We start from the raw sequence: 24,810 nt of genomic DNA on the forward strand, positions 1-24,810 counted from the left end.
ACTTAATCTTTCTATCTAGTGAGTTTTTTCCCTTCTTGCTTCTTATAAAATGTATCTTGTAGAGGTAAAGTAGTTCTAAATTTATGATCTAGCATATAGTAAGCTCCTTGAATTGCTGGAGCTGTTGGTATAGATGTTATTTCGCCTATTCCCTTTGCCCCATAGGCTAAATCACTAGTATTCTTTTCTATTATTATAGGTAATATCTTAGGAACTGCTGGAGCTCTAAATAAACCTAAAGTTCCAAATTTAGCTGTTGGTATGCAGTTATTAAGTGGATAATCCTCTGTTAAAGCATATCCTAAGCTCATAACGACTCCACCCTCGATTTGTCCTTCTACATTTATAGGATTAATTGATCTTCCCACATCATGAGCAGCAACTATCTCTTTAAGTTTACCATCTTTATCAAGTATTGCAAGTTGTGTTGCATACCCATAAGCTACATGACTAACAGGGTTTTCCTTTGGATAATTTATAGGATCTGTGATTCCCTTGTATTCTCCATAAAATTCTCTATCATTTAATAAATTCATAACCTTATCTATATTGTTTAATAGCCATTTTCTAATTGTACTACACTCTATGTGATTTTCTATTGCATGGTCTATTAATTTTTCTTCACTATATAGCTTCATCACTTCTTCCATAAACTTCAATGCAGCAATCCTAATAGCCTCTCCTGTAAACACAGTTTGTCTTGAAGCTGTAGTTGTTCCTGAATTAGGTGAGTCAAAGGTATCAGGAAAACCTATTTTAATTCTATTTGGTGATAATCCACTAACTTCACAAATTATCTGTGTCATTACAGTTCCTACGCCTTGCCCTATACAAGCTGCACTAGTTCTTACATTAATAACTCCATCTTTTATGATTAGGTTACACCTACCTATATCAGGAAGTCCAACTCCTATTCCACTATTTTTCATACAACAAGCAATTCCTACAATTTCATTGCTATCATATTTATCTTTTACTGCCAATAGTGTTTCTTTAATTGCTGTACCTGAATCAGCTATCTGCCCATTAGGAAGTATATCTCCTGGTTCTACAGCATTTCTATATCTAATTTCCCAGCTTGATATACCAACCTTTTCAGCTAAAAGATTTAAATTACATTCTCCTGCAAATACAGATTGAGTTACTCCAAATCCTCTAAAAGCTCCTGCTGGTGGATTATTAGTGTATACTGCAGTGCCAGTAATATCAACATTCTCACATCTGTATGGTCCTGCTGCATGGGTACATGCCCTTTGCAGCACTGGTCCTCCTAAAGATGCATATGCTCCTGTATCAGAAACTATATTGGCTATAAAAGCTGTTAAATTTCCTTCATCATCACATGCTGTAGTTACTTTAATCTCCATAGCATGTCTTTTAGGATGAGTCATTATACTTTCTTTTCTACTTAAAGTGACTTTTACTGGCATTTTTATAATGTATGATAATAAAGCTGTATGATGTTGAACACTCATATCCTCTTTTCCGCCAAAGCCACCTCCCACATACTTACTAATACACCTTACTTTCTCCTTAGGAAGTCCTAAGAGATCTGATATTTCTCTTTGATCATCGTAAATTCCTTGAGAACCAGTATAAACTAGTACTCCGTCTCCATCGGGCATAGCCAGAGCACTTTCGGGTTCCAAAAAAGCATGCTCTGTAAATGGAGTTGAATAAGTATTAGTAACTACATATTTTGAGTTTTTTAAAACCTCTTCAACATTACCTCTTCTAACCCTTTCATTTCTATATATATTTCCTTCAGGATGAATTCTAGGAGCATCATAACTCATAGCCATTTCAGGTTTCGTTAGAGGTACAAGTTCTTCATATTCTACTTCTATAAGCTCTAAAATTTCCTTTAAAGCTTTTTTTGATTTTGCAGCTACTAGTGCTATAGCATCTCCTACGTATCTAGTTTCTTCTCCCACTGCTATTAATGCTGGCCAATCCTTTGAAATATGTCCAATATATCTATTACCTGGTATATCCTTTGCTACTAATATTGTTATAACATTAGGATGGTTTAGTGCTTTATCTATATTTATTTCTTTCACCAGTGCTCTTGGATATTTTGCTCTTAATGCAGAACCATACACAAGTCCATCAACCTTCATATCATCAACATAAATGGCAGTTCCCAAAATTTTATCCATAGCATCAATTCTTATCAATGATTTCCCTATAGAGCCATTTCTCTCTAAATCTAAATTTAGTTTTCCGTGCCTAAAAATTTGTGCTGCTAATTCTATTGCTTCTATTATCTTTACATAGCCTGTGCATCTGCATACATTTTCTTTAATAGCAGCTTTTATCTCCTCCTTAGAAGGAGTTAAAGTTCTATTAAGTAATCCTTTAGCACTAATAACCATGCCTGGAATACAAAATCCACATTGAACTGCACCAGCCTTTGAAAAAGACCATGAAAATACTTGTTTTTCAAATTCTGATAAACCCTCAACAGTTTGTACTTCTTTTCCATTGATTTTTTCAAGAGTATTTATGCAAGCTCTGCTTTGAACACCATTTATTAGGACCATACAAGCTCCACAAGCACCTTCTCCACACCCATTTTTAACTGATGTTAGATTTGCTTCTTCCCTTAAGTATTCAAGTAAGTTCATATTTTCAATGAATGAAATATTTTTTCCATTTAGCACAAACTCATACATGATTTCCTCCTAAATAATTTATTGATATCTAAATCTTCTAACACATTATATAGTTGAATAGGACCCCTCGAGTTTAATGTAAACTCAGGGTCCTAGTATATTTTTATTATAATGTATATCTAATCACATATCTATTAATACCTAATTTATTTATTACAAATTTTCAACTTTATGGTTAAATTCTTCTATCAATTTGTCTAACTTTGGTGCCATTTCATGAAGTCTTCCCCAATAATTATCATAATCATACCATTGAGCATTTAATTCATCCAACTCATATTGTTGTTGTTCTATCCAAGTATAATATTTTAAATTATGAATTCTCTTCTTCGCCGTATAAGTTAGTTCTTCCATAAAATCTGTTCTTATACCTAAAGCACTTTTATTATGATCAACCATGGCATCTTTTTCTTCATACTCACGTTCTCTTTCTTCCTTCATTTCAATAAGTCTAGATTGATACATTTCTGATGAGTCTGTAAGAACAGTTAATACTATATCATTTTCGTCAAGCTCATAATACTTAGCAAATTTTATTGCAGATATTATATTGGCTGCTCCAGAAATACCTACCCAAGTAAGTTTTTCAATAATTTTTTCTGATACTCCTATGGATCTTAAATATTCTTGACCAGCTGGTTCATTAAATAGTCTAAACATTGCTAAACTATCTTTGTCATCTATTGCGATAACCATATCTGTATTTTTTACATTATGAATCCAAGGCACATGCTTATCTCCTATACCTTCAATTCTATGATCACCAAAACCATTATTTAAAAGCGTTGGACATTGAAGAGCTTCACCAACGGCAAGTTTAGCACCTGGATATTTATCTTTAATAAAATCCCCGCTTCCTAAAGTACCTGCTGAACCTGAAGTTAAGCAAATACCAGCTACTTTTCCATTTTCACATTTTTCATGTTCTATTATAGAAGCCATAGCATTACCAGTTACTTCATAATGCCAAAGGTGATTTCCAAGTTCACCAAATTGATTGAATATAACTACATTATCTCTAGTTCTTCTAAGTTCCCAAGTCTTATCATAAATTTCTTTTACATTACTTTCACATCCTGGAGTTGCAATTACTTCTCCAGCTACACTCTTAAGCCAATCAAAACGTTCTTTACTCATATTCTCAGGTAAAATAGCTATTGACTTACACCCTAGTAATGTTGAGTTATAAGCTCCTCCACGACAGTAGTTTCCAGTTGATGGCCAAACAGCTTCATGAAACTTTGGATCAAATTGTCCTGTTATAAGTCTTGGTACAAGACAAGCATAGCTTGCTCCAACTTTATGCGCTCCTATAGGAAAAAACTTTCCTGACATGGCAAAAATTCTAGCTTTAACTCCTGATATTTCTTGTGGTATTTCTATATAATTGGGTAATGTGTTATATAAACCGCCTTCTTCAACTGGTTGATTGTACCAAGATATTCTAAATAAGTTGATCGGATCAATATCCCAAAGCCCTGTTTGAGTAAGTTTATCTTTAATCTCTTGTGGTATTTTATTTGGATCCTTCATTTGAGCAATAGTAGGAATGATTATATTTCTCTCTTTTGCACTCTCTGCTGTCTTTAGAATTTGTTCCTCATTAACTTCTAAATCTATTAATCTATGCATTTTATATCCTCCTCAAAATCTTTATAAAGGGATTCCCTATCCTTCAGGATAAACATTTTAAATATTCAATTAATTCATTCATATCTGGCTTTATTAATTCTGGTTTATTAACTGCCTGTTGAGCTGATTTCACATCCTTAAGACCACTACCTGAAACTACAATAACCACCGTTTCATCTTCTCTTATCTGTTCTAGTTCAACTAATTTTTTAAGCCCAGCAAAACTAGTTACTCCTGCTGGTTCCCCAAATACTCCTGTCTGCCTTGCTAAGGTTGTTACTGCACTTAAAATTTCTTCATCACTGACATCTATAGCAATTCCATTGCTTTCGTCAAGAGCATTTAAAGCTTTATATCCATTTCTAGGAATTCCTACTGATATACTATCTGCAATAGTTACTGGTGGTATATAGTCAAATGCTCTAATTCCATTTCTATAAGCCCTATTAACTGGGTTAGCTCCTTCCGCTTGTACTGATACCATAGTTGGAAGCTTATCTATTAAACCTAGTTCATAAAATTCTTTAAACCCTTTCCATACACTAGATATGGAACATCCATCTCCAACTGACATAATTACTTTATCAGGTACCTTAAAGTTTAATTGCTCACATATTTCAAAAGCAGCAGTTTTTTTTCCTTCTGCTAAATATGGATTTATGGCACAACTTCTGTTATACCATCCAAAGTGATCAACAGCTTTTAAACAAAGTTCAAAGGCAGTATCATAATCTCCATCCACTAAAATTACATCACTTCCATATACTAAAAGTTGTGCTAGTTTTGCCTCTGGAATGTTTCTAGGAACAAATATATAATTTTTTATTCCCATACAAGCCGCAAATCCTGATAGAGAAGAAGCTGCATTTCCTGTAGATGCTGCACACATAATATATTTTTTTAGCTCCATTGCTTTTGCCACCCCAACAGCTGTAGCTCTATCCTTAAAAGATGCTGTAGGATTTCTGCCCTCATCCTTCACATATACATTTTTTATATTTAATAACTTCTCTAATCGATTGGCTTTATATAATGGTGTGCATCCTATTTGTAAAGGTGTTATACCTTCTCTAGATTCTAAAGGTAGAATAGGTATATATCTCCAAATATTCTTTTCTTCATTTTCTTTTAGATATTCCTTAGTTAATTCTTCTTTTACCAAATCCATATTATAATTTACATCTAGTGTTCCTTCTGTACCACATTCTGGACAGTGATACATTACTTCTTCTCCAACTTTCTTACCACATTTTGAACATACTAATCCTTCAACCTTTTCCATAACTTCACCTCATTTTATATGCTAATCATTGAAACTCCTTCTCCTTCGTCGAATGAGTAAGTGCGACTAACCAAATCATAGATTTGGAGTCTTACTTACAGTATTCTTTTACGTAGGTAATTGGGATTAAAGCATACATAGCTGCACATTTTACAAGTTCATCTTTCCAAGTTAATTCATTTGGAGCATGAGCTTGATCTTCATGGCCTGGACCAAAACCAATACAAGGTATACCATATCTCCCCATTATAGATACTGCGTTTGTAGAAAATGTCCACTTATCTACTAATGGATCTTTCTTAAACAGACTTTTATAAGAATCTATTAAAGTTTTACAAGCTGGGTGTGATTCTTCAAGAACCCAAGTTGGGAAATAGCATTCTGTTGGATAGATAAGTCCTGTATAGGATGATTTTTCATAGGTATACATTTCAACTTTAGCGTTAGCCGCTTTAACAGAAAATAATTCCCTTATTTGACTTAGAGCATATTCCCAAGTCTCTCCATTAGTAAGTCTTCTATCTATAGAAATAGTACAACCATCAGCTACTGCACATCTAGAAGGTGAAGAAAAGAATATTTCTGACACCGTTAAAGTTCCTTTTCCTAAGAATGGATCATCGATTAATCTTTCATTTAATTCTTTTAATTCATTAAGAATAGGAGCCATTTTGAATATAGCATTATCTCCTCGTTCTGGAGCTGACCCATGACAACTAATTCCATGAGTTGTCACTTTTATTTCCATTCTTCCTCTATGACCTCTATAAATGTTAGTTGAAGTTGGTTCTGTTATTACTACAAGCTCTGGTTTTATCTTGTCTTCATTTACAATATATTGCCAACATAATCCATCGCAATCTTCTTCTTGTACAGTACCTGTAACTATTAGGGTGTAATCATCTTCTAAATTTAAATCTTTGATTATTTTACCTGCATAAACCATTGAAGCCATTCCGCCTTCTTGATCAGAACCACCCCTACCATAAATAACTTCGTCATCTTCATAACCCTCATATGGATCATTAGTCCAGTTATTTATATCTCCAATTCCTACAGTATCGATATGAGCATCCATAACAATTACATGTTTACCATGTCCTATATATCCTAATACATTTCCCATTTGGTCTATTTTTACTTTGTCAAAACCTACCTTTTCCATTTCCTCCTTTATTCTTAAAACTACTCGCTTTTCATCACAACTTTCACTAGGAATAGCTATCATGTCTCTTAAGAATCTTGTCATATCAGCCTTATAGTCTTCTGCTAACTTTAGAATTTCATCTTGACATGTAATTTTTGACATATTTGAATCCCCCTTTAAATATAAACATATTTTATTTCCAAGAATTACTTCAACAATTTAGATACTTACTAACCAATTAATTAGTTAACAGTAAATAAAAAATTATATAATTAAATACAATTAACATGTGCTATACTCTAATTTATTGATATTACTAAATAAATTTAGTAACACCAATAAACTAAAAATTTTTGTTTAGTTTACTACAGATAAAAAGGATAAAATAGATTGAAAGTATAATATTCCTTCTAATACCGCTCCACCTATAGTTCTTGACTTATCGGAAATAGTATTGCAATTACGTATCTCATCATATCTTGGATCTATATCTGCTATTTTAAATCCATTTGTAACATAAGTGTTATCTCTGACAATACCTCTGAGCACTCCATCAATTTTAGCTTTTACTTCTAAATCATCTATTAATGCTATAGTTTCATTGGCTTTAACTATATCTCCTATTTGTCTTACATTCTTAATTTTTCCTTCATAAGAACTATAAATGACTCTTTCCTTTTCATAACCACATATAGGTCCTGGTACTCCTGTATTCTCTATAGCATATCCCTCGAAAATTAATCTTCCTAAACTATGTCCTCTCATGGTCTCTACTACTATATTTACATCTACACCTGCTTTAAATCCAGGCCCTAATGCAATGGTTATAGGTGCCATATCTATAGTTGTCCCTAAATTTCGTTTTGCTAAAATTGCATCAACTACAGCAATAGGTCTAACTGTTTCAATGAGATTTCCATATCTATCAACAGCTACTGGAATAAATCCCATATCCCAAGCTTTTAATATTTCCTCATAGGTTCTAACATGAACACCCTTCATCCCTTCAACTGTTGTTTCACCATCAAATACTGCTTCACTAAAGGATACATTTCTTCTAATACTAGAAGGTATCTCTATCTCAAGGACTAGGACTTTAAATCCACTTCTATGAAGTTTTTGTATAGTACCTGAGGCAATATCGCCTCCACCTCTTACAATTACTCTATTATTTATCACCAAATCGTCCCCTTGCTTAATGATAATTTGACTGTAATAATTCTGTGTAATCTTTTTCAGTATCAATATCCCAAAGAAAATATTCTTCATCTATTTCTACGAAATGTATACTCTTCTCATGATTTTTTAAAATGGCTTTTCCTCCTACATCTCCATTAAGTGCTAAAAGCTCATTTCTATACTTTGATGGAAATATTACAGGATTTCCTCTCCTTCCTTTATAAACTGGTACAATAAATTTATCTTGATTTTCTTCAAATTCTTCGATAAGTCTATTAATAAGATTTTCACTTAAAAAGGGTTGATCTCCTGTAATAAAAGCATATCCAGAAATTTCAGATGCTTCCTTCAATCCAAGCTTTATAGATTGACTTTGCCCCATGTAACCATGGTAATTTTTAACTACTCTTAAATCTCTAACCTCGGCTAACTCTACTATAGTTTCATTTCCAGTCACTACAATTTTTCCTTCTAAATTACTTTTGCTTACTGCATCTAAGACATATTCTATTAGAAACTTGCCTCTATACTTTAATAATAATTTGTACCTACCCATCCTAGTACTAAGGCCTGATGCCATAACAATCCCAGTAACCATCTTGATCCCCCCCTTAAAGCTCTGCCGTAAATTCTTCATCTATAACCTTATATGTTTTATTAAATAAACTTCCAACAATTATTTTTTCTAATAACTTTAACTCTTTATTTATTATTATTATATTTTCTATTAGCTTTTTTAAGTTCTTAAAGTCTTCTTCTTCAACCTTATTTATAAATAAAATCCTTTTACCTTTAGAATTTTTAAATAATCCTTCTGGTTTAAATATTATAGATATAATGTCTTCTTCATTTATACTATTTCCTATGCTTCTATTAGTAAGTTTTAGAAACTCTTCAATCCTATGAATATTTTCTTCATGGATTTTTAAATTTAAAACTTCTCCACTTAAAACTCCGATTGTCGTACTAGTAAAATTACTTACTACTGGCTCATCTTTTTTCCAAGCTTTTAAAGGTTTTTCTTTTGCCCCATCAGATTCTATTAAAATATAATCATAATTATAAAAGATATTAGGAATACTTTTGTCATCAATTCCAACTACTTTATTTTCTTCATTAATGCTAGAACCATAGACATCAATTTCACTATTCTCTGCCTTGATTTCACTTATATTTCCATAGTATACATATACTTCATTTTCACCTAGAGTATACTTACTTTCTTCAGTTAAATAATCTCCAAAGCTTGCCTTTAGAATTAAACAATTATATTGATTTCTTTTGGGTAAATATATTTTAGTTGTTGTTGTTATAAGCACTCTTCCTCTTTTTTTCAACTCTTCTGCTAAGATAAACATAAGAGTGGTTTTTCCTCCAGCTCCTACTATAGATATTTTTTCTCCTTTGTTAAAAGTAAGAACATTTGAAATTTCCACCCTTCTTCACTCCTTTTTTAAAACCGCTTCCAAACTTGAGCTGCTAGCTCTCTACTTCTAGCCATAATTCTTTCCTCATCTAAATTAACCAGTTTTCTATTCATCATTATAATCTCCCCATTTATAATAGTGGTTTCAACATGTCCTCCACTAACTCCAAATAAAATATGACTATCTATATTATCTTTATTTATAGGTGTTGGAGAATTATAGTCCACAATTATTACATCAGCTAAAGCACCTTCCTTTATAACTCCTATAGAACTATCTATAAATCTTTCAGTTATAACTCTATTACCTTTGAAAATCATTTGTGGAAATTCTTCCCAAGCTACTGTTGAATCTTTAGCTTCATGCCTTTGAATAACACTTCCAGTTTTATAGGATTCTAGAATATCAGAAGTATAGCCATCTGTTCCTAGCCCCAACAATATTTCTTTCTTAGTCATTTTTAAAATTGGTGATACTCCTACTGCATTTCCCATATTAGATTGAGGATTATTAACTACTATGGTGTTCTTTTCTTTAAGCATATCCATTTCCTCATCAGTTATGTGTACACAATGAACAGCTATTGTTTTATTAGAAAGAACGCCTCTTTTATACCATCTTTCAATTACTCCTACACCATACTTTTCCATAGAATCTTGCACATCTTCAATTCCCTCAGCACAGTGTACATGAAATCCTGTATTTAAACCCTCTATGGCTGTTAGACATCTCTCTAAAGTATTTTCACTAATAGTCATAGATGCATGAAGTCCAAACAATCCTTTTATCATTTCGTCTTTTTTTCCATTACAATACTTTATAAATTCAATATTTTCCTCAATACCTTCTTTTGCTACTATCTCTCCATCTCTGTCAGAAGTTTCATAACTTAAGTTACTTCTGATACCAACTTCCTTAGCTGCATCTGCAATAGTAAATAAACTACCCCTTAAAGCATGCGGACTGGCATGATGATCAAATGAAGTTGTTACACCATTTTTAATTTGATCAATCATTGGAACTATTGCACTATAATAAACATCATCTAGTGTTAATTTTTTGTCTAATCTCCACCATAGTCCCTTCAATATATCTAAAAAGCATTTTGCTGGAGGACTATCATTAGCAATTCCTCTAGCAAAGGTACTGTAATAATGCATATGTGTATTTATAAAACCTGGCATTATTAATTTTTTTCTTGCATCAATGAATTTATAATCTAAGTATTTTTCTTTTAAAGTTTTTGTGATTCCTACTTCTACAATTTTATTTTTTTCTATAGCTATACATCCATCATCTATAATTGAATTTAAATCATCTCTGGTTACAACTTTCCCATTACCTACTAGTAGCATTTTCACTCCCCCTATAGATTAACTAATATAACCTTAATTAAATATATCTAGATTATATATTCATGTCTCTTTATACAAGTTTCTATAATACATTTCATTTCTGCAGAGATTGATTCTGAATTCTTTCCTTTAATACACCAATCAAAAATTTTACCTTTTTCATCTCGAACTTTACAAATACCTATACTAGAATCTATAACATAGAAACCTGAATTGCTACTGTTTTCAAAATCTTCCTCACCCCAAAATATAGTTATTTTATCCTTGTAAGGATTACCTTTATATGGACAGAATACTCCACAATTGCCACATTCATTGCACATACCATCTAAATGTATAATTTGATGACCTGAGATAGGCCCCTCTTTAATTTCTATAAACATATTTGCTCTATTAGGACAAACATCTACACATATTTCACAAATCTTATTGCATTTAAGACATCTGATAGTCTCCTCCTTAGAATGTATTGTGTCAAGTAGTACCCCTTTTCTTTCATAGGACTTTTTAAGTTCATATCCGCAAGTATTTTTCTCAGTTCTAGGGAAATCACAAGGCATATTTTCTTTTCTTAAAATATCCCTAGTTATAATTTTCCCATGAGACATTGCCTCTACTATTGTACCTGGACCATTTTTAGCATCTCCAGCTACATATACATTAGATATATTAGTTTCACATTTACTGTTTACTTCAGGAAGTCCTTTAGAATTTAACTCTATACCAAGATTTTCAAAGAATTTCGAATCTACTTTTTCTCCAATAGCAGCTATAACTGCAGTTGCATTAATCTCTTCATATTTTCCTAAAGAAATTGGACTTTTTCTACCTGATTTATCTTGTTCTCCTAAAATCATTCTTTCACAAACAAGGTTATTATCTTCTAAGGCTACAGGATATAATAACTCTCTAAATTCAATACCATCATCAACAGCTAATCTAATTTCTTCTCTACTAGCAGGCATTAAATCTTTAGTTCTTCTATATATAATGGTTACCTTTTCAACTCCATTAACCCTTTTAGCAGCACGAGCTACATCCATAGCTACGTCCCCTCCACCAATAACACATACATGTGTACCTAGTTTTATATCCACACTATTTTTTTTAAACTCTTCTAAGAATTGAATAGCGGTTAAGACTCTATCATTACCTTTTTTAAGGGTAATATATCCTGGCTTCCAAGCTCCAGTTGCAAGGACAATATAATCAAAATTTTCCTTTAGAATATTTAAATCAACCTGTTCAGCTATCCCATAGGTTACCTTTACTCCATGGCTTTTAACCATTTGAAAATCCTGTTCTAAAATTGAATTATCTATTCTAAAACTTGGAATTACATAGTTTATAACCCCATATGGTTTATCTCTTTTTTCAAATACTTCTACATTAATACCATTTCTTCTAAGATATAGAGCTGTTGATAACCCTGCTACACCAGCTCCGATTATAGCTACATTTTTATGACTTTTAATTGGGCTTGCCTTTATATTGTTTGTATAGATGGCTTCAGCATTATCCACGGCTATTTTTTTTATTCTTCTAATTTCTAAAGAACTATCATAATCTAGTCTAGTACATTTATATTGACAATTATGATTACATATAGTCCCTGTTATAGCTGGAGCTGCATTATCTCTAACTATTACTTCAAAAGCTTCATCATATTTTCCATCTCCCACAAGTTCTATATACTTTGGAATCTGTTGAGCTATAGGACAGCCTTCACTACAAGGTGCAATAGTGCAATCATATATAGGTAATTCCCTATCTATCTTTCTACTTTTAACAATCCTCGCTTCCTTAAGGTGATGCTTATCATTAATTGATTCCTTTGCCAGTATTTCTAGTAATTGCATATCAATTGTTAACTTTCTATTAGGAATAAGTAGCTCTATCTTTTTAGCTATCTGTTCAATTCTTTCATAACCACCTGGTTTTAATATTGTAGTAGCAAAAGTTATTGGACATATTCCTGTTGCAAATATCTTCTCTACATTAAAGGATTCTGCTCCACCGGAATATGAAATATATAACTTTCCTTCAAATTCCTTAGAAAGTTTACTTGCTAAATTAATTGTTAAAGGATATAAAGATCTACCTGACATGTACATCTCTTCTCCTGGTAATTCTTCATTTAATATCTTTACTGGAAGAGTATTAGTAAGTTTTACTCCTATCTCCAAATTTTCCATTGTAGCTACTTCTTTTAATTTTTTTATCATTTTTATTCCATCATCGTATTTCAGATCGTTTTTAAAATGATGTGAATTTAATTTTATATATTCATAACCCATTTTATTAAAAGTTTCTCTTACAAACTCTTCACCAAGCAATGTAGGATTCATCTTTACAAATGTATGAAGATGTTTTTCTTTTAATAAATAGGTAGCAATTCTTTCTATTTCTTGTGGAGGACATCCATGTAGAGTGGATAGTGTAATTGAATTACACAACCTTGAAGAAATTTTATTTAAATCTTCAGTAGAAAATCTGTAAAATTTTTTTATATTATTCTCCAACACTTGCAAAGATTCCTTCCATATTTTTGAATTCCTTGAATTTTTCATATTTTCCATATAAAAGTCTATTTTATCTGATTTTATTCCATCTAAATCATATCCTACACTCATATTAAAAACAAAGTCTCTTTCCTGGCTTAAATTAAGTTCCTTCATTAAAACATGTAATATAATCCAAGCTTTCACATATTCCTCATAGGCTTCCTCTACAGTAAGTTCTGTAGACCACTCTACGTTATAGCATTCGTCCTCAGCATTAATACATGGTTTTAACACTGGAAGATCTTCTCCATCAATAATCTGAACCGTCTTTAATTCAATAAATCTACTCCCAGTAAGATAAGCCGCTATAATATTTTGAGCCAATTGCGAACTAGGTCCTGCTGCTGGTCCAATTGGTAGGCCTAAACTCTCACCTAAAAAATGAATAGTGTTATTAGGGATTCCGTAGTAAAACTTATCTTTATGAATTCCAAAAATACTTTCTTTAGTTTTAAGTTCAGTAAAAATCCAGTTAATGAGTTTTTCAAAACTTATTGGACGCATTTTGTCACTCATATTTACTCCCCCTTATAATTCATAAGTTACTTAAAAGTATTAAATACCCTTAAGTAGCTATGCAATTCAATTAATCTATTTATTATTTACTTTTCTATAAATCGTGGATTGTCTTCTTCTAGCAATTTCTTAAAAGTAGCTATAGGATCCTTAACTTTACTTAATAACATCATGGCTGCAATTATATATGGTTTAAACCCAGCTTCACGGTATAGCAATTCACGGTAACGATCAAACACAGATTTCGCTACTTCTCCATTTGCACAATTTACTCCTGTTATATCAGCTGGTAAACAATGAAGATATAATGCTTTGCCATCTTTAGTAAGTTCCATCATTTTTTCATTGCATTCCCAATCCTCATATTTAGCATTTTCTATCAACAATTCTTTCTCAAGTTCATCAATACCAGCTCTATCTCCCTTTGAATATAGTTCTGTACGCTTTTCCATAGCTTTAAAAGGTGCCCAGCTCTTTGGATAAACTATATCTGCATTTTCAAATGCTTCTTTCATAGAATTAGTCTTTATGAAGCTTCCTCCATTTTTTTCTATATTTTCCTTAGCAATTTCCACTACTTCAGGAAGTACATCATATCCTTCTGGATGTGCTAGTACAACATCCATTCCCATTCTTGTCATAAGTCCTATAACTCCTTGTGGAACCGAAAGTGGTTTACCATAAGAAGGTGAATAAGCCCAAGTCATAGCTAATTTTTTACCTTTTAAATTTTCTACTCCACCAAAATAGTGGATTAAGTGTAATAAATCTGCCATACATTGAGTTGGATGATCTATATCACATTGTAAATTAACAAGAGTTGGACGTTGTTCTAATACTCCATCAGCATAGCCTTCCTGAACAGCATTAGAAACTTCTTTCATATAAGCATTGCCTTTTCCTATAAACATATCATCTCTAATTCCAATTATGTCTGCCATAAAAGAAATCATATTCGCAGTTTCACGTACAGTTTCTCCATGAGCTATTTGAGATTTTCCTTCATCGAGATCTTGTACCTCTAGTCCTAATAAGTTGCATGCACTAGCAAAACTAAATCTAGTTCTAGTTGAATTATCTCTAAATACCGAAATGCCTAACCCGCTATCAAATATTTTTGTCGATATATTATTTTTTCTCATTGCACGAAGAATATCAGCAACAATAAATACTGATTCTAATTCTTCATTACTTTTTTCCCATGTTAAGAAAAAATCGTTATTGTACATCTCCCCGAAATCAAGTTTTTCAAGTTTATCCATAAGATTTTTAATATTCTCCACAAAATCCACCCCTTGATATTTTTTAAAATTTACTATTGCAAAATAAATTTCTACACTTTATTTTTTTGAAATTCATTATCAATTTCCTTTACTGACTAGTTAATCAAATTGTAACCCTTATTACATTTAATGTCAATAAAAAAATCATATAATTCAAAATATTTTATGTGGATTTATTGAATTTTTTCTTTCTTATTGGCAAAATCTAAATACTTTAAATTTATCCATTTCAAACTTAGATTATTTTATTTTCTTAATATTTATTCATAAACTTATTATACTCATTCATAAACTATAGTTAAGTATATATACTTTTTTATTTATTTTTTATATTAACTAGTTAGTAAAATATTTATAGCACTTCATGCATTATGCGTATGATATAATTATAAATTTTAGAGGGGGAATTAAATTGCAAACAACTAACACTCCAAAGAAATCGCTTCTCAGAATTAAACTAGATGACAAACCACCTATGAAACAAGCTTTAATTCTTGCATTTCAAGCAATCTTTGCATGTTTCAGTGGTATAGTAGCAGTTCCACTAGTAGTAGCTGGTGCACTAGGATTAAAAATAACTGACACATCATTTCTAGTCTCATGTGCCCTATTTGCTTCTGGTCTTACAACACTTATTCAAGCTAAAGGCATTGGCCCTATAGGAAGCAAGCTTCCATTTATCATGGGTACCTCCTTTGCTTTTGTAAGTCCGGCTATTGCCATCGGTAGCACTTATAACGGCAACATGACTTTAGGTATCGCTACTATATGTACAGCTACAATGATAGGAGCACTATTAGAAGTAATTTTAAGTTTTTTCATTAATCACGTAAAAAAAATTTTTCCACCACTTGTTACTGGTACTGTAGTTACTATGATAGGTATTACTATAATTCCTGTTGGAATTGACTGGCTAGCTGGTGGTTCTGGAAACCCAAACTATGGAGATCCAAAATTTTTATTACTCGGTGCTATTGTCCTAATTATCATTGTAATTACCAATCAATCTAAAAATACTTTTATAAGTTCTTGTTCTATATTTATAGGTATATTATGTGGATACTTGTTAGCTATCCCTTTTGGCTTATTAGACACTACTCCAATATCTGCTGCATCCTGGATTTCTATTCCTAAACCTCTTAAATTTGGAATTAATTTTTCCGCACCAGCCATTATTAGTTTTTTAGCTGTTTATCTAGCAACTACTGTAGAAACTGTAGGTGATACTCTAGCTATTGGAGAGGCCTGTGAAATTGAAGTTTCTAACAAACAACTTTTTGGAGGTGTACTTTGTGATGGACTTGGTTCAATCTTAGCTGGATTTTTAAACTCTACTGCAAATACATCGTTTAGCCAATGTACTGGTCTTATAAATGTTACAGGAGTTGCTAGTAGGTTTGTTATAATTGTAGCTGGAGTAATACTGTCAATAATGGGTTTAATACCAAAATTCGCTTCTTTAATATCAATTATGCCGAGTCCAGTTCTTGGAGCCGCTGGTATTGTTATGTTCGGTTCCATTGCTTGTTCTGGTATTAAAATTCTAGGCAAAGTTGATATGACTAGAAGAAATATTTTTGTAATTGGAATTTCCTTTGCTTTAGGTGTAGGTGTCATTGTTCGACCTGAGGCTCTTAGTATGTTTCCAGAATCCTTACAAATAATATTTGGTTCTGGTGTAACAACTGCAACTATATTTGCTGTAATATTAAATTTAATCTTACCTAATGATAAATCTGAAAAGCCTGTTATTAAAACTAAATCTGGTATGACTTTGAACAAATAATTAACTATGTATTCCCCAAAATTATATAAGAGATACATGAAGTTGATTAATACTCTTCATATATCTCTTATGTTTTTTCATAATAAAATCCTAGCATAAAAATTAACTAGGATTTTATTTAAATTATTTCTCTAGGGATTTCTTTGTAGCATTAAATATTTTTTGATATCCAGTACATCTACATAAGTGTCCAGATATTTCTCTTTTTATTTCTTCATCACTATATTCTTGTCCGCTATTTAATAAAGCTGTAGTTGTAAGGACTAATCCAGGAGTACAGAAACCACATTGAATTGCTCCCTCTTCTACAAATGCCTTTTGTACTTTGGATAAATTACCATTTTTAGACACACCTTCTATGGTTAAGATTTCTTTTTCATTAGCCCAAACGGCCATATAAATACATGAATCTATAGGGATACCGTCTACTAATACTGTACAAGCTCCACATTCCCCAACTGAACATCCTTGCTTTACCCCTGTAAATTGAAGTCTATTTCGCAATACATCTAACAAAGACTCTCGCACATCTACTTCTAAAGTGTATTTTTTTCCATTTACCTTCATTGATATCTTCCTAAAGTTCTTATCACTCATAATAAAATCTTCCCCTCTATTTAGTTACTTCTTCAATAGCTCTTATTGTTAATTCTTGTATTAAATGCTCCCTATAATCCTTTGATGCTCTCCATGAATCTCTTGCTCTTGCTGATTTTACTGTCTGTTGTGCAATATTCTTAATACTTTCTTCTGAAATTTCTAGACCAAGAGCATACTTTTCTGCCTCCTTACATCTTATAGGCGTTGGTGCCGCTACCCCTAGGGCTATTCTTAAATCTTTAAATTTATTTTCCTTCACATTAGTAACAACGCATACACCTAACATAGAAATATCCATTGCCTTTCGATTGCTATACTTAATATATGTTCCTCTTGCTCCTTCATAGTCCTTTTTTTCAATTAAAATGCTTATAAGAATTTCATCATTTCTTATATTTACCTTTCCAGGACCTTCATAGAATTCTTCTATGGGAACTATTCTTTCTCCCCGAAAACTTCTTAATCTTAACTTAGCATTAAAAGCAAATAAACTTGGTGCACTATCTGCTGAAACAGCTCCATTACATACATTTCCTCCAATAGTAGCCATATTTCTTATCTGCGGTCCCCCCATAGATACAGCTCCTTGTCCTAAAGCAGGAATAAATTCTTGTATAATTTTATTTCTATATATATTAGTAAAACAAGTGGTGGATCCAATTTCTATGGTGCCATTTTCTAGAACTTTTATGAAATCTAATTCCTCTAAATTTTTTAAACTTAAAAGTTCCGTTTCTTCCATACCACCATGATGTAATTTAATTAAAACATCAGTTCCACCAGATATTATTTTTAAATTGTTATTTTCATAAAGAATTTTTACTGCCTCTTCTAGACTGCTAGTCTCTAGTATATTTTTAATATCAAACATTTTTGTCTTTAGTAGAGATTTAATCCTCTACTAAAATCCACCTCCTTCTATATTTGTAACTTCAATTTACTAACTATGAAATCTGTACTATTAAATTTAAGAGAAATTCTATATTAAGCCTTCTTCCTTAAATTTTTCGAATACTCTTTGTGGATTCATTGGTATTCTATTAAAGGCAACACCAGTTGCATCTAGAACCGCATTTCTTATAGCTGGAGCTGGAGAAAGTGTTGTATTTTCTCCTAATGATTTTTGTCCAAAGCTTCCTGCATCATCTGGAATTTCTACAAAGGCTGAACCAATATTAGGAGTGTCTAAAATAGTTTGTAATTTATAATCTAAAAGATTATTATTAAGAGTTCTTCCAGTTTTCTCATCAAATATCATTTGCTCTGATAAAGCATATCCAAGTGCCATACTTACACCACCATCAACTTGCCCTTCTGCCAACATTGGATTAATTATAGTTCCAGAGTCATGAATATTATATATTTCTACGACGGCAATTTGACCAGTTTTCATGTCTACTTCAACTTCTGCAAAAGTTGCTCCATAGGCAACTACGTTAGTCCTTATATTAACAGAAATGTCACTAGTTATAGGACAACTATAAATTCGATCATAAAATGATTCTAATGCTATTTGTTCAAGAGGACAGACAACTATCCCTGTTGTTTTTTCAACTATATTGCACTCCACTATATCCATTACCTCTGGATTGAGACCATTTTTTCTGCTAGCAAACTGAAGGACTTTACTTTTCACCTCTATAGCAGCTTTTTTTACTGCAGCACCTGTAACAAAGGTCTGTCTTGATGCATAAGCCCCTGTATCAAATGGAGTAACATCAGTATCCTGATTTGAAATTACATGAACCATATCTATTGGAATTCCTAAAACTTCTGAAGTCATTTGTGCAAATACAGTATCACTACCTTGACCAATTTCTGTAGCCCCAATTTGCAACTGTACTGAGCCATCTTGATTCATAACAATTCTTGCACCTGCCGCTTCTAAAGCTACTGGATGAGTCCCTGCAAAATAGCTAAAACAAGCCATTCCTACTCCACGTACTAAATTACCTGCTTGACTTTTATAATTTTTTTTCTTTTCGTCCCAATTTATTAACTTCTTCCCCTTTTCAAGGCACAGTGGTAGTCCCATAGAACGCACAACATTTTTAGAAGATGGATCTACATGATTTTGCTTTACCAGGTTTTTCAATCTAAATTCTACAGGATCTATATTGAGTTCTCTAGCAATATCATCTAAATGACTTTCTAGAGCAAAAGAAATTTGCGGAACCCCATACCCTCTCATAGCTCCTGCTACTGGAATATTAGTATATATAGTTTTAGGCTCATATTTTATAGCATTAAAATCATATAATGGTCTAAATTTACTTCCACAACTCATGGTCACTGAATGTCCATGGGACGCATAGGCTCCATTGTTTACTAAGTTCTTTATGTCTATTGCCAATAACTTACCATCCTTAGAAACTCCTGTTTTAAATGCAAATTGCATAGCATGACGAACTCTTGTATCTATAAAACATTCCTCTCTAGTTAATGCATATCTTACTGGTCTTCCATTAACTGCGAGTGTCATAGCTACTGTTAATGGCTCTATAACAACATCTTGCTTATTTCCAAATCCACCACCTATATATGGCTTTATAACTCTTATTCTTCCCCATGGCAACCCAAGTGCCTGTCCTACTATTCTCCTAACTATATGAGGAATTTGAGTAGAAGTTACAATTACAATTCTTCCATCTGATTCCACATAAGCATAAGCACTATGATTTTCCATATGACAATGTTGTACAGTGCTAGTATTAAATTTACCTATAAATACTTTGTCAGCTTCCTTTAATTCCTTTTCTACATCTCCTACTCCATTGCCAAAGGAATTTATAATATTATCTTTTCTTTTTTCATGTATTATAGGAGCGCCTTCTTTTATAGCTTCCTCTTGATCCAATACAAATGGTAACACCTCATATTCTACCTCTATAAGTTTTAAAGCTTTTTTAGCTATTATTTCATCTGTTGCTACAACTGCCGCCACAGGTTCTCCACAAAAGCGAACTTTATCAGTAATGATTAATCTATCTTCTACATCTCTATGTGCTTCATCAAAGGTCCAAGGATGTCCAGCCGTTGCAAATTTTATTTTAGGTAAATCTAGGTGAGTAATTACTGCTTCAACACCTTCTAAATCTTTTGCTTTAGAAACATCAATACTTTTTATTTTTGCATGAGCATAAGGACTTCTAAGCACCTTTCCTACTAACATTTCTCTTTCAAAATAGTCATCTGCATACTTAGCCTTCCCAGTAACCTTCGCCACACCATCTAACCTAGATACACTACTACCTATTACTTTATAATTCATAATTCTCTTTAGTAAGATAAAAATCCTACTAAAGCACCTCCTTTCATACTTACTGATTAATTAGTCATAAAAGCATATAAATATATATTTTTTTTATTCTCTATAGCTTTAACTCTCTACCTACATAATTTCCTTTTTCAATACATACTAATTCTTCATCCTTTATAATAAATTTCCCCCTCGAAATCGTAGTTATAACTTTACCTTGAACATCTATTCCTTCATATAAATTATAGTCGCAATTAGAATGAGAATTCTTTATTTTATGACTAGCTAAAGGGTCAAATATTACAACATCAGCATCTGATCCTGGAAGTAATGTTCCTTTTTTAGGATATAAGCCATGAATTTTTGCTGGATTTTTTGTAAATTTATCAATTATCTTTTCTCCAAACATTGTATACAATAAATTAAAAGAATGCTCTATCCCTCCTATGCCCATAGGTATTAAATCTAAGGTTTCTCTTTCTTTTTCATAAGATTTAAATGGACAATGATCAGTCCCTATAACACTCACATTCTCTATATTTTTTCTTAATTCATCAATTTCTTTTAAAGATCTAAGAGGTGGTGTTAAGGTATATAGAAATCCATCTTCCAATGAATAATTGTCTTTTGATAAATAAAAATATTGAGGGCAACTTTCTATAAATAAATTTTTATCTACTAAACTTTTATATAAATCCATAATTCGTCTTAAAGATTCTCCCGAACTAAGGTGGACAATATACATATATCCATCCATGTTCCTAGTCATTTCAGCTAAAGTTAAAACTTCTGTAGTCTCACATAATGTTGGTCTATTTTCTTCATGAACACTTACTGGAAACTTGCCCTCCCTGATAAATTCTTCATTTTCGCTATGGGATATAAGCATAATTCTATGTTTTTTTGAAATTTTCAGTAAATTATTGATAGTTCTTAAATCAGTTTTTCTATTACTTGAACTATAAGTAGTAAAGAATTTTATACTACAAATTCCACGCTTTTTAATCTCCTCAATAAATAGCTCTTCATTATCCTGAAAATTTGCAATAGTACTATGAAACCCATAATCTATAACTGAAATTTTAGCTTTTCTTTTTCTATCCACATAAGCTCTTTCTAATTCTTCAATATTTTTTACAGGATCTAAAAAATCTATAAATGTTGTAACTCCACCATATGCAGCTACTATAGAACCATTGTAAAAATCATCAGCAGAAACATCACTTCCTACCTTAAGCTGAAAATGTACATGAGGATCTATAAATCCTGGTAATACATAATTCTCTTTTGCATCATAAATATCTTTTGCTAAGAAAATATCCTTTGATATGTTTTTAATAATACCATTATTAATATACAAATTTCCTCTAATAAATTCTCCTTCCACATATATATTTCCATTGATTATAGCTAAATCGTAACAATTCATAATATCAGCTCCATATATTTATGTTATATAAATATTTTACCATTTTATTCCCCTAATTACCACAATATGTCACTACACTTATAAAAATTATTGGACAGAAATAATTAATTAATTTATTTAATAAATATTATTAATTATTTGTTGTAATAGATTACATTATTTTTGAAATTCCACTATACAAACCTTTAAAAAAGGATTATACTGTTAGTGATTTGATGAATTATTGAAAATATTTTGTATATTTTCAATGTTAAACTTATTTAGTAAGGGGGTATTTTTTAAGTGTGTTGTAACTTAGAAAAAAATCTAATGTTTAAGGAATTGGATGATTTTATTGAATCCTTACCTAGCAAAGATGGAGCTTTAATAGAGGTTTTGCATAGAGCTCAGCATATCTTTGGATATCTACCTAAGGAAGTTCAAACTTTCGTAGCTGATAAACTTAATTTACCTGTATCTAAGGTTTATGGTGTTGTAACATTCTACTCATTCTTTACTACAGAACCTCGTGGTAAGAATGTAATAAATGTTTGCATGGGGACTGCATGTTTTGTTCGTGGTGCTGGAGATATTCTTAAGGAATTTGAAAAAGAATTAAGCATTAAATCTGGACAAACTACAGAAGACATGAAATTCACACTAGGTTCACTAAGATGCGTTGGCGCCTGTGGTCTTGCTCCTGTTTTAACCATAAATGATAAGGTTTACGGTCATTGTACTCCAGACCAAGTAAAAAGTATATTAGCTGAATATGAATAAAATTAGGAGGTAACAAAGTTGAATAGAATAAATTCCTTTGAAGAATTAAATAAAATTTATCAGGAATACAAATCATCCCTTAATATTAGAAAGGCAACTGGTATTGCCGGCTTTGATTGTGAAAAAAATAACTATACAAAAGAAATTCTTATTTGTGGCGGAACTGGATGTAAGTCTGCACAAAGTGATTTAATTAAAGATAATCTTGAAAAAGAGATTAAAAAGTTGGATTTGGAGGATAAAGTATACGTTTCTATAACTGGTTGTTTCGGATTCTGTGAAAAAGGTCCTATAGTAAAAATTACTCCAGATGATGTATTTTATGTTCATGTGACTCCTGAAGATGCTGAAGAAATCATCAATGATCATATTGTTAGTGGAAAAGTTATAGAAAGATTACTTTATGAGGAGCCGACTATAAAAGAAAAAGTTAAAACCCAAGATGAAATGACCTTTTATAAAAAGCAAGTAAGAATAGCTCTTAGAAATTGTGGATTAATAAATCCTGAAAATATTGATGAATATATAGCTGAAAAAGGATATATAGCTCTTGGAAAATGTCTAACTGAATACACTCCAGATGATGTAATAAATATTATATTACAATCTGGATTAAGAGGAAGAGGCGGTGGCGGCTTCCCTACAGGAAAGAAATGGCAATTCGCAAAAGGCTACAATGCCGATCAAAAATATATTATTTGTAATGCTGATGAAGGCGACCCTGGCGCATTCATGGATCGTTCAATTCTAGAGGGTGATCCAAATAGTGTTCTTGAAGCTATGGCTATAGCTGGTTATGCTATAGGTGCTACTAAAGGTAATATCTATATTAGAGCTGAGTATCCACTAGCTATCCAAAGACTTAGAACAGCTATAAGTCAAGCCAGAGAATATGGACTTCTTGGTAAAAACATACTAAATTCAGGCTTTGATTTTGATATTGAAATTAAATATGGAGCTGGTGCTTTTGTATGTGGTGAAGAGACTGCTCTTATTCACTCAATAGAAGGTAACCGCGGCGAACCTACAAATAAGCCACCATTCCCTGCTGAATCTGGACTTTGGAATAAACCAACTTGTGTTAATAACGTTGAAACTTTAGCAAATATTCCAGCTATAATTAATAATGGTGCAGATTGGTTTAGCTCTATAGGAACTAAAACTTCTGCTGGTACTAAGGTTTTTGCTCTAGCTGGTAAAATTAATAATGTTGGTCTTGTAGAAGTACCTATGGGAACAACTTTAAGAGAAATCCTTTATGAAGTAGGCGGAGGAATTAAATTTGATAAAGAATTCAAAGCTGTTCAAACTGGAGGTCCTTCTGGTGGATGTATTCCTAAAGAATTTTTAGATACTCCTATTGACTTTGATTCTTTAAGTGCTATCGGTTCTATGATGGGTTCTGGTGGTATGATAGTAATGGATGAAGACAACTGTATGGTTGATATTGCCAAATTCTACTTAGAATTTACTAGAGAAGAATCTTGTGGTAAATGTACACCTTGTAGAATTGGTAACACTCGTTTACTCGAAATCCTTGAAAGAATTTCAAAGGGTGAAGGTGATTTAAGCGATTTAGATAAGCTTCAAGAGCTTAGTAACACTATAAAAGATACTTCCCTTTGCGCTTTAGGTCAAACTTCTCCTAACCCTATTCTTAGTACAATGAAATATTTCTATGATGAATATAAGAGCCACGTTGTAGATAAGATTTGTCCATCAGGAGTTTGTAAAGACCTTATGAAATTTGTTATTACTGATAGATGTATTGGTTGTACTAAATGTGCAAGACAATGTCCAGTTGGATGCATCCAAGGTAAAGTTAAGACTAAACATATAATTGACCATAGCAAATGTATTAAATGTGGTGCATGTAAATCTAGCTGTCCAGTGGATGCAATAGATCTAGTTTAATAA

At 31.9% G+C, this 24,810-nt stretch carries 17 protein-coding genes; 3 read left to right on the top strand and 14 right to left on the bottom strand.

Annotation, left to right across the window (positions count from 1 at the left end):
- Nucleotides 1-11: 11 nt before the first annotated feature.
- The 10 genes from xdh to ygeW form a co-directional block, all read right to left on the bottom strand.
- Nucleotides 12-2,675: a selenium-dependent xanthine dehydrogenase gene (gene xdh, locus ABDZ93_RS18950; protein WP_343828082.1), complete on the bottom strand. Its 2,664-nt coding sequence runs from the start codon at nt 2,673-2,675 to the stop codon at nt 12-14.
- Between the two features lie 153 nt (nt 2,676-2,828).
- On the bottom strand, nt 2,829-4,307 hold the full coding sequence (locus tag ABDZ93_RS18955) for a pyridoxal-phosphate dependent enzyme (RefSeq protein WP_343828083.1): 1,479 nt from the start codon (nt 4,305-4,307) through the stop codon (nt 2,829-2,831).
- 43 nt (nt 4,308-4,350) lie between these two features.
- Nucleotides 4,351-5,589, bottom strand: coding sequence for a threonine synthase (locus ABDZ93_RS18960; RefSeq protein WP_343828084.1), 1,239 nt, complete (start codon nt 5,587-5,589; stop codon nt 4,351-4,353).
- A 91-nt stretch (nt 5,590-5,680) separates the two neighbouring features.
- Nucleotides 5,681-6,898: a YgeY family selenium metabolism-linked hydrolase gene (locus tag ABDZ93_RS18965; protein WP_343828085.1), complete on the bottom strand. Its 1,218-nt coding sequence runs from the start codon at nt 6,896-6,898 to the stop codon at nt 5,681-5,683.
- A 195-nt stretch (nt 6,899-7,093) separates the two neighbouring features.
- Nucleotides 7,094-7,915 (bottom strand): selenium-dependent molybdenum cofactor biosynthesis protein YqeB, encoded by an 822-nt coding sequence (gene yqeB, locus ABDZ93_RS18970; RefSeq protein ID WP_343828086.1) that lies wholly within the window; start codon nt 7,913-7,915, stop codon nt 7,094-7,096.
- Nucleotides 7,916-7,931: 16 nt separating this feature from the next.
- Nucleotides 7,932-8,513, bottom strand: coding sequence for a molybdenum cofactor cytidylyltransferase (gene mocA, locus ABDZ93_RS18975; RefSeq protein WP_343828087.1), 582 nt, complete (start codon nt 8,511-8,513; stop codon nt 7,932-7,934).
- Nucleotides 8,514-8,526: 13 nt separating this feature from the next.
- Entirely contained in the window at nt 8,527-9,351 is an 825-nt protein-coding gene (gene yqeC / locus ABDZ93_RS18980; protein ID WP_343828088.1) for a selenium cofactor biosynthesis protein YqeC, read from the bottom strand.
- A gap of 17 nt (nt 9,352-9,368) precedes the next feature.
- Entirely contained in the window at nt 9,369-10,697 is a 1,329-nt protein-coding gene (gene ssnA / locus ABDZ93_RS18985; RefSeq protein ID WP_343828089.1) for a putative aminohydrolase SsnA, read from the bottom strand.
- A 47-nt stretch (nt 10,698-10,744) separates the two neighbouring features.
- Complete coding sequence (gene ygfK / locus ABDZ93_RS18990; RefSeq protein WP_343828090.1) at nt 10,745-13,777, bottom strand: putative selenate reductase subunit YgfK; 3,033 nt, start codon at nt 13,775-13,777, stop codon at nt 10,745-10,747.
- A gap of 86 nt (nt 13,778-13,863) precedes the next feature.
- Nucleotides 13,864-15,060 (bottom strand): knotted carbamoyltransferase YgeW, encoded by a 1,197-nt coding sequence (ygeW, locus tag ABDZ93_RS18995; protein ID WP_343828091.1) that lies wholly within the window; start codon nt 15,058-15,060, stop codon nt 13,864-13,866.
- Nucleotides 15,061-15,472: 412 nt separating this feature from the next.
- Here ygeW and ABDZ93_RS19000 point away from each other — a divergent pair, with 412 nt between their 5' ends.
- Entirely contained in the window at nt 15,473-16,846 is a 1,374-nt protein-coding gene (locus ABDZ93_RS19000; RefSeq protein WP_343828092.1) for a uracil-xanthine permease family protein, read from the top strand.
- A gap of 123 nt (nt 16,847-16,969) precedes the next feature.
- Here the strand turns inward: ABDZ93_RS19000 and xdhC are convergent, their stop codons facing one another.
- The 4 genes from xdhC to ABDZ93_RS19020 form a co-directional block, all read right to left on the bottom strand.
- The gene (gene xdhC, locus ABDZ93_RS19005; RefSeq protein ID WP_343828093.1) at nt 16,970-17,443 is read right to left on the bottom strand and encodes a xanthine dehydrogenase subunit XdhC; all 474 of its coding nucleotides are present in this window, start codon (nt 17,441-17,443) and stop codon (nt 16,970-16,972) included.
- A gap of 16 nt (nt 17,444-17,459) precedes the next feature.
- Nucleotides 17,460-18,317 carry a xanthine dehydrogenase FAD-binding subunit XdhB gene (xdhB, locus tag ABDZ93_RS19010; RefSeq protein ID WP_343828094.1) on the bottom strand — a complete coding sequence of 286 codons (858 nt, stop codon included), beginning with the start codon at nt 18,315-18,317 and terminating at the stop codon, nt 17,460-17,462.
- 108 nt (nt 18,318-18,425) lie between these two features.
- Nucleotides 18,426-20,717, bottom strand: a complete 2,292-nt coding sequence (xdhA, locus tag ABDZ93_RS19015) for a xanthine dehydrogenase molybdenum-binding subunit XdhA (RefSeq protein ID WP_343828095.1) — start codon at nt 20,715-20,717, stop codon at nt 18,426-18,428.
- A 100-nt stretch (nt 20,718-20,817) separates the two neighbouring features.
- A complete protein-coding gene (locus tag ABDZ93_RS19020) occupies nt 20,818-22,134 on the bottom strand; it encodes an amidohydrolase family protein (protein ID WP_343828096.1) in 1,317 nt (438 codons plus the stop codon).
- A 282-nt stretch (nt 22,135-22,416) separates the two neighbouring features.
- Here ABDZ93_RS19020 and nuoE point away from each other — a divergent pair, with 282 nt between their 5' ends.
- Both nuoE and ABDZ93_RS19030 read left to right on the top strand, forming a co-directional pair.
- Nucleotides 22,417-22,893 (top strand): NADH-quinone oxidoreductase subunit NuoE, encoded by a 477-nt coding sequence (nuoE, locus tag ABDZ93_RS19025; RefSeq protein ID WP_425544805.1) that lies wholly within the window; start codon nt 22,417-22,419, stop codon nt 22,891-22,893.
- An 18-nt stretch (nt 22,894-22,911) separates the two neighbouring features.
- Nucleotides 22,912-24,807 carry an NADH-ubiquinone oxidoreductase-F iron-sulfur binding region domain-containing protein gene (locus ABDZ93_RS19030; RefSeq protein WP_343828097.1) on the top strand — a complete coding sequence of 632 codons (1,896 nt, stop codon included), beginning with the start codon at nt 22,912-22,914 and terminating at the stop codon, nt 24,805-24,807.
- The last annotated feature ends 3 nt before the right edge of the window (nt 24,808-24,810 follow it).

It is taken from the genome of Clostridium subterminale (assembly GCF_039521425.1).
In the GTDB taxonomy this organism is placed as follows: domain Bacteria; phylum Bacillota; class Clostridia; order Clostridiales; family Clostridiaceae; genus Clostridium_J; species Clostridium_J subterminale.

Bases quoted from the DNA above. Each gene is read 5' to 3' on its own strand.
- xdh (WP_343828082.1), bottom strand. From the start codon at position 2,675: ATGTATGAGTTTGTGCTAAATGGAAAAAATATTTCATTCATTGAAAAT.
- ABDZ93_RS18955 (WP_343828083.1), bottom strand. From the start codon at position 4,307: ATGCATAGATTAATAGATTTAGAAGTTAATGAGGAACAAATTCTAAAG.
- ABDZ93_RS18960 (WP_343828084.1), bottom strand. From the start codon at position 5,589: ATGGAAAAGGTTGAAGGATTAGTATGTTCAAAATGTGGTAAGAAAGTT.
- ABDZ93_RS18965 (WP_343828085.1), bottom strand. From the start codon at position 6,898: ATGTCAAAAATTACATGTCAAGATGAAATTCTAAAGTTAGCAGAAGAC.
- mocA (WP_343828087.1), bottom strand. From the start codon at position 8,513: ATGGTTACTGGGATTGTTATGGCATCAGGCCTTAGTACTAGGATGGGT.
- ssnA (WP_343828089.1), bottom strand. From the start codon at position 10,697: ATGCTACTAGTAGGTAATGGGAAAGTTGTAACCAGAGATGATTTAAAT.
- ygfK (WP_343828090.1), bottom strand. From the start codon at position 13,777: ATGAGTGACAAAATGCGTCCAATAAGTTTTGAAAAACTCATTAACTGG.
- xdhC (WP_343828093.1), bottom strand. From the start codon at position 17,443: ATGAGTGATAAGAACTTTAGGAAGATATCAATGAAGGTAAATGGAAAA.
- xdhB (WP_343828094.1), bottom strand. From the start codon at position 18,317: ATGTTTGATATTAAAAATATACTAGAGACTAGCAGTCTAGAAGAGGCA.
- xdhA (WP_343828095.1), bottom strand. From the start codon at position 20,717: ATGAATTATAAAGTAATAGGTAGTAGTGTATCTAGGTTAGATGGTGTG.
- ABDZ93_RS19020 (WP_343828096.1), bottom strand. From the start codon at position 22,134: ATGAATTGTTACGATTTAGCTATAATCAATGGAAATATATATGTGGAA.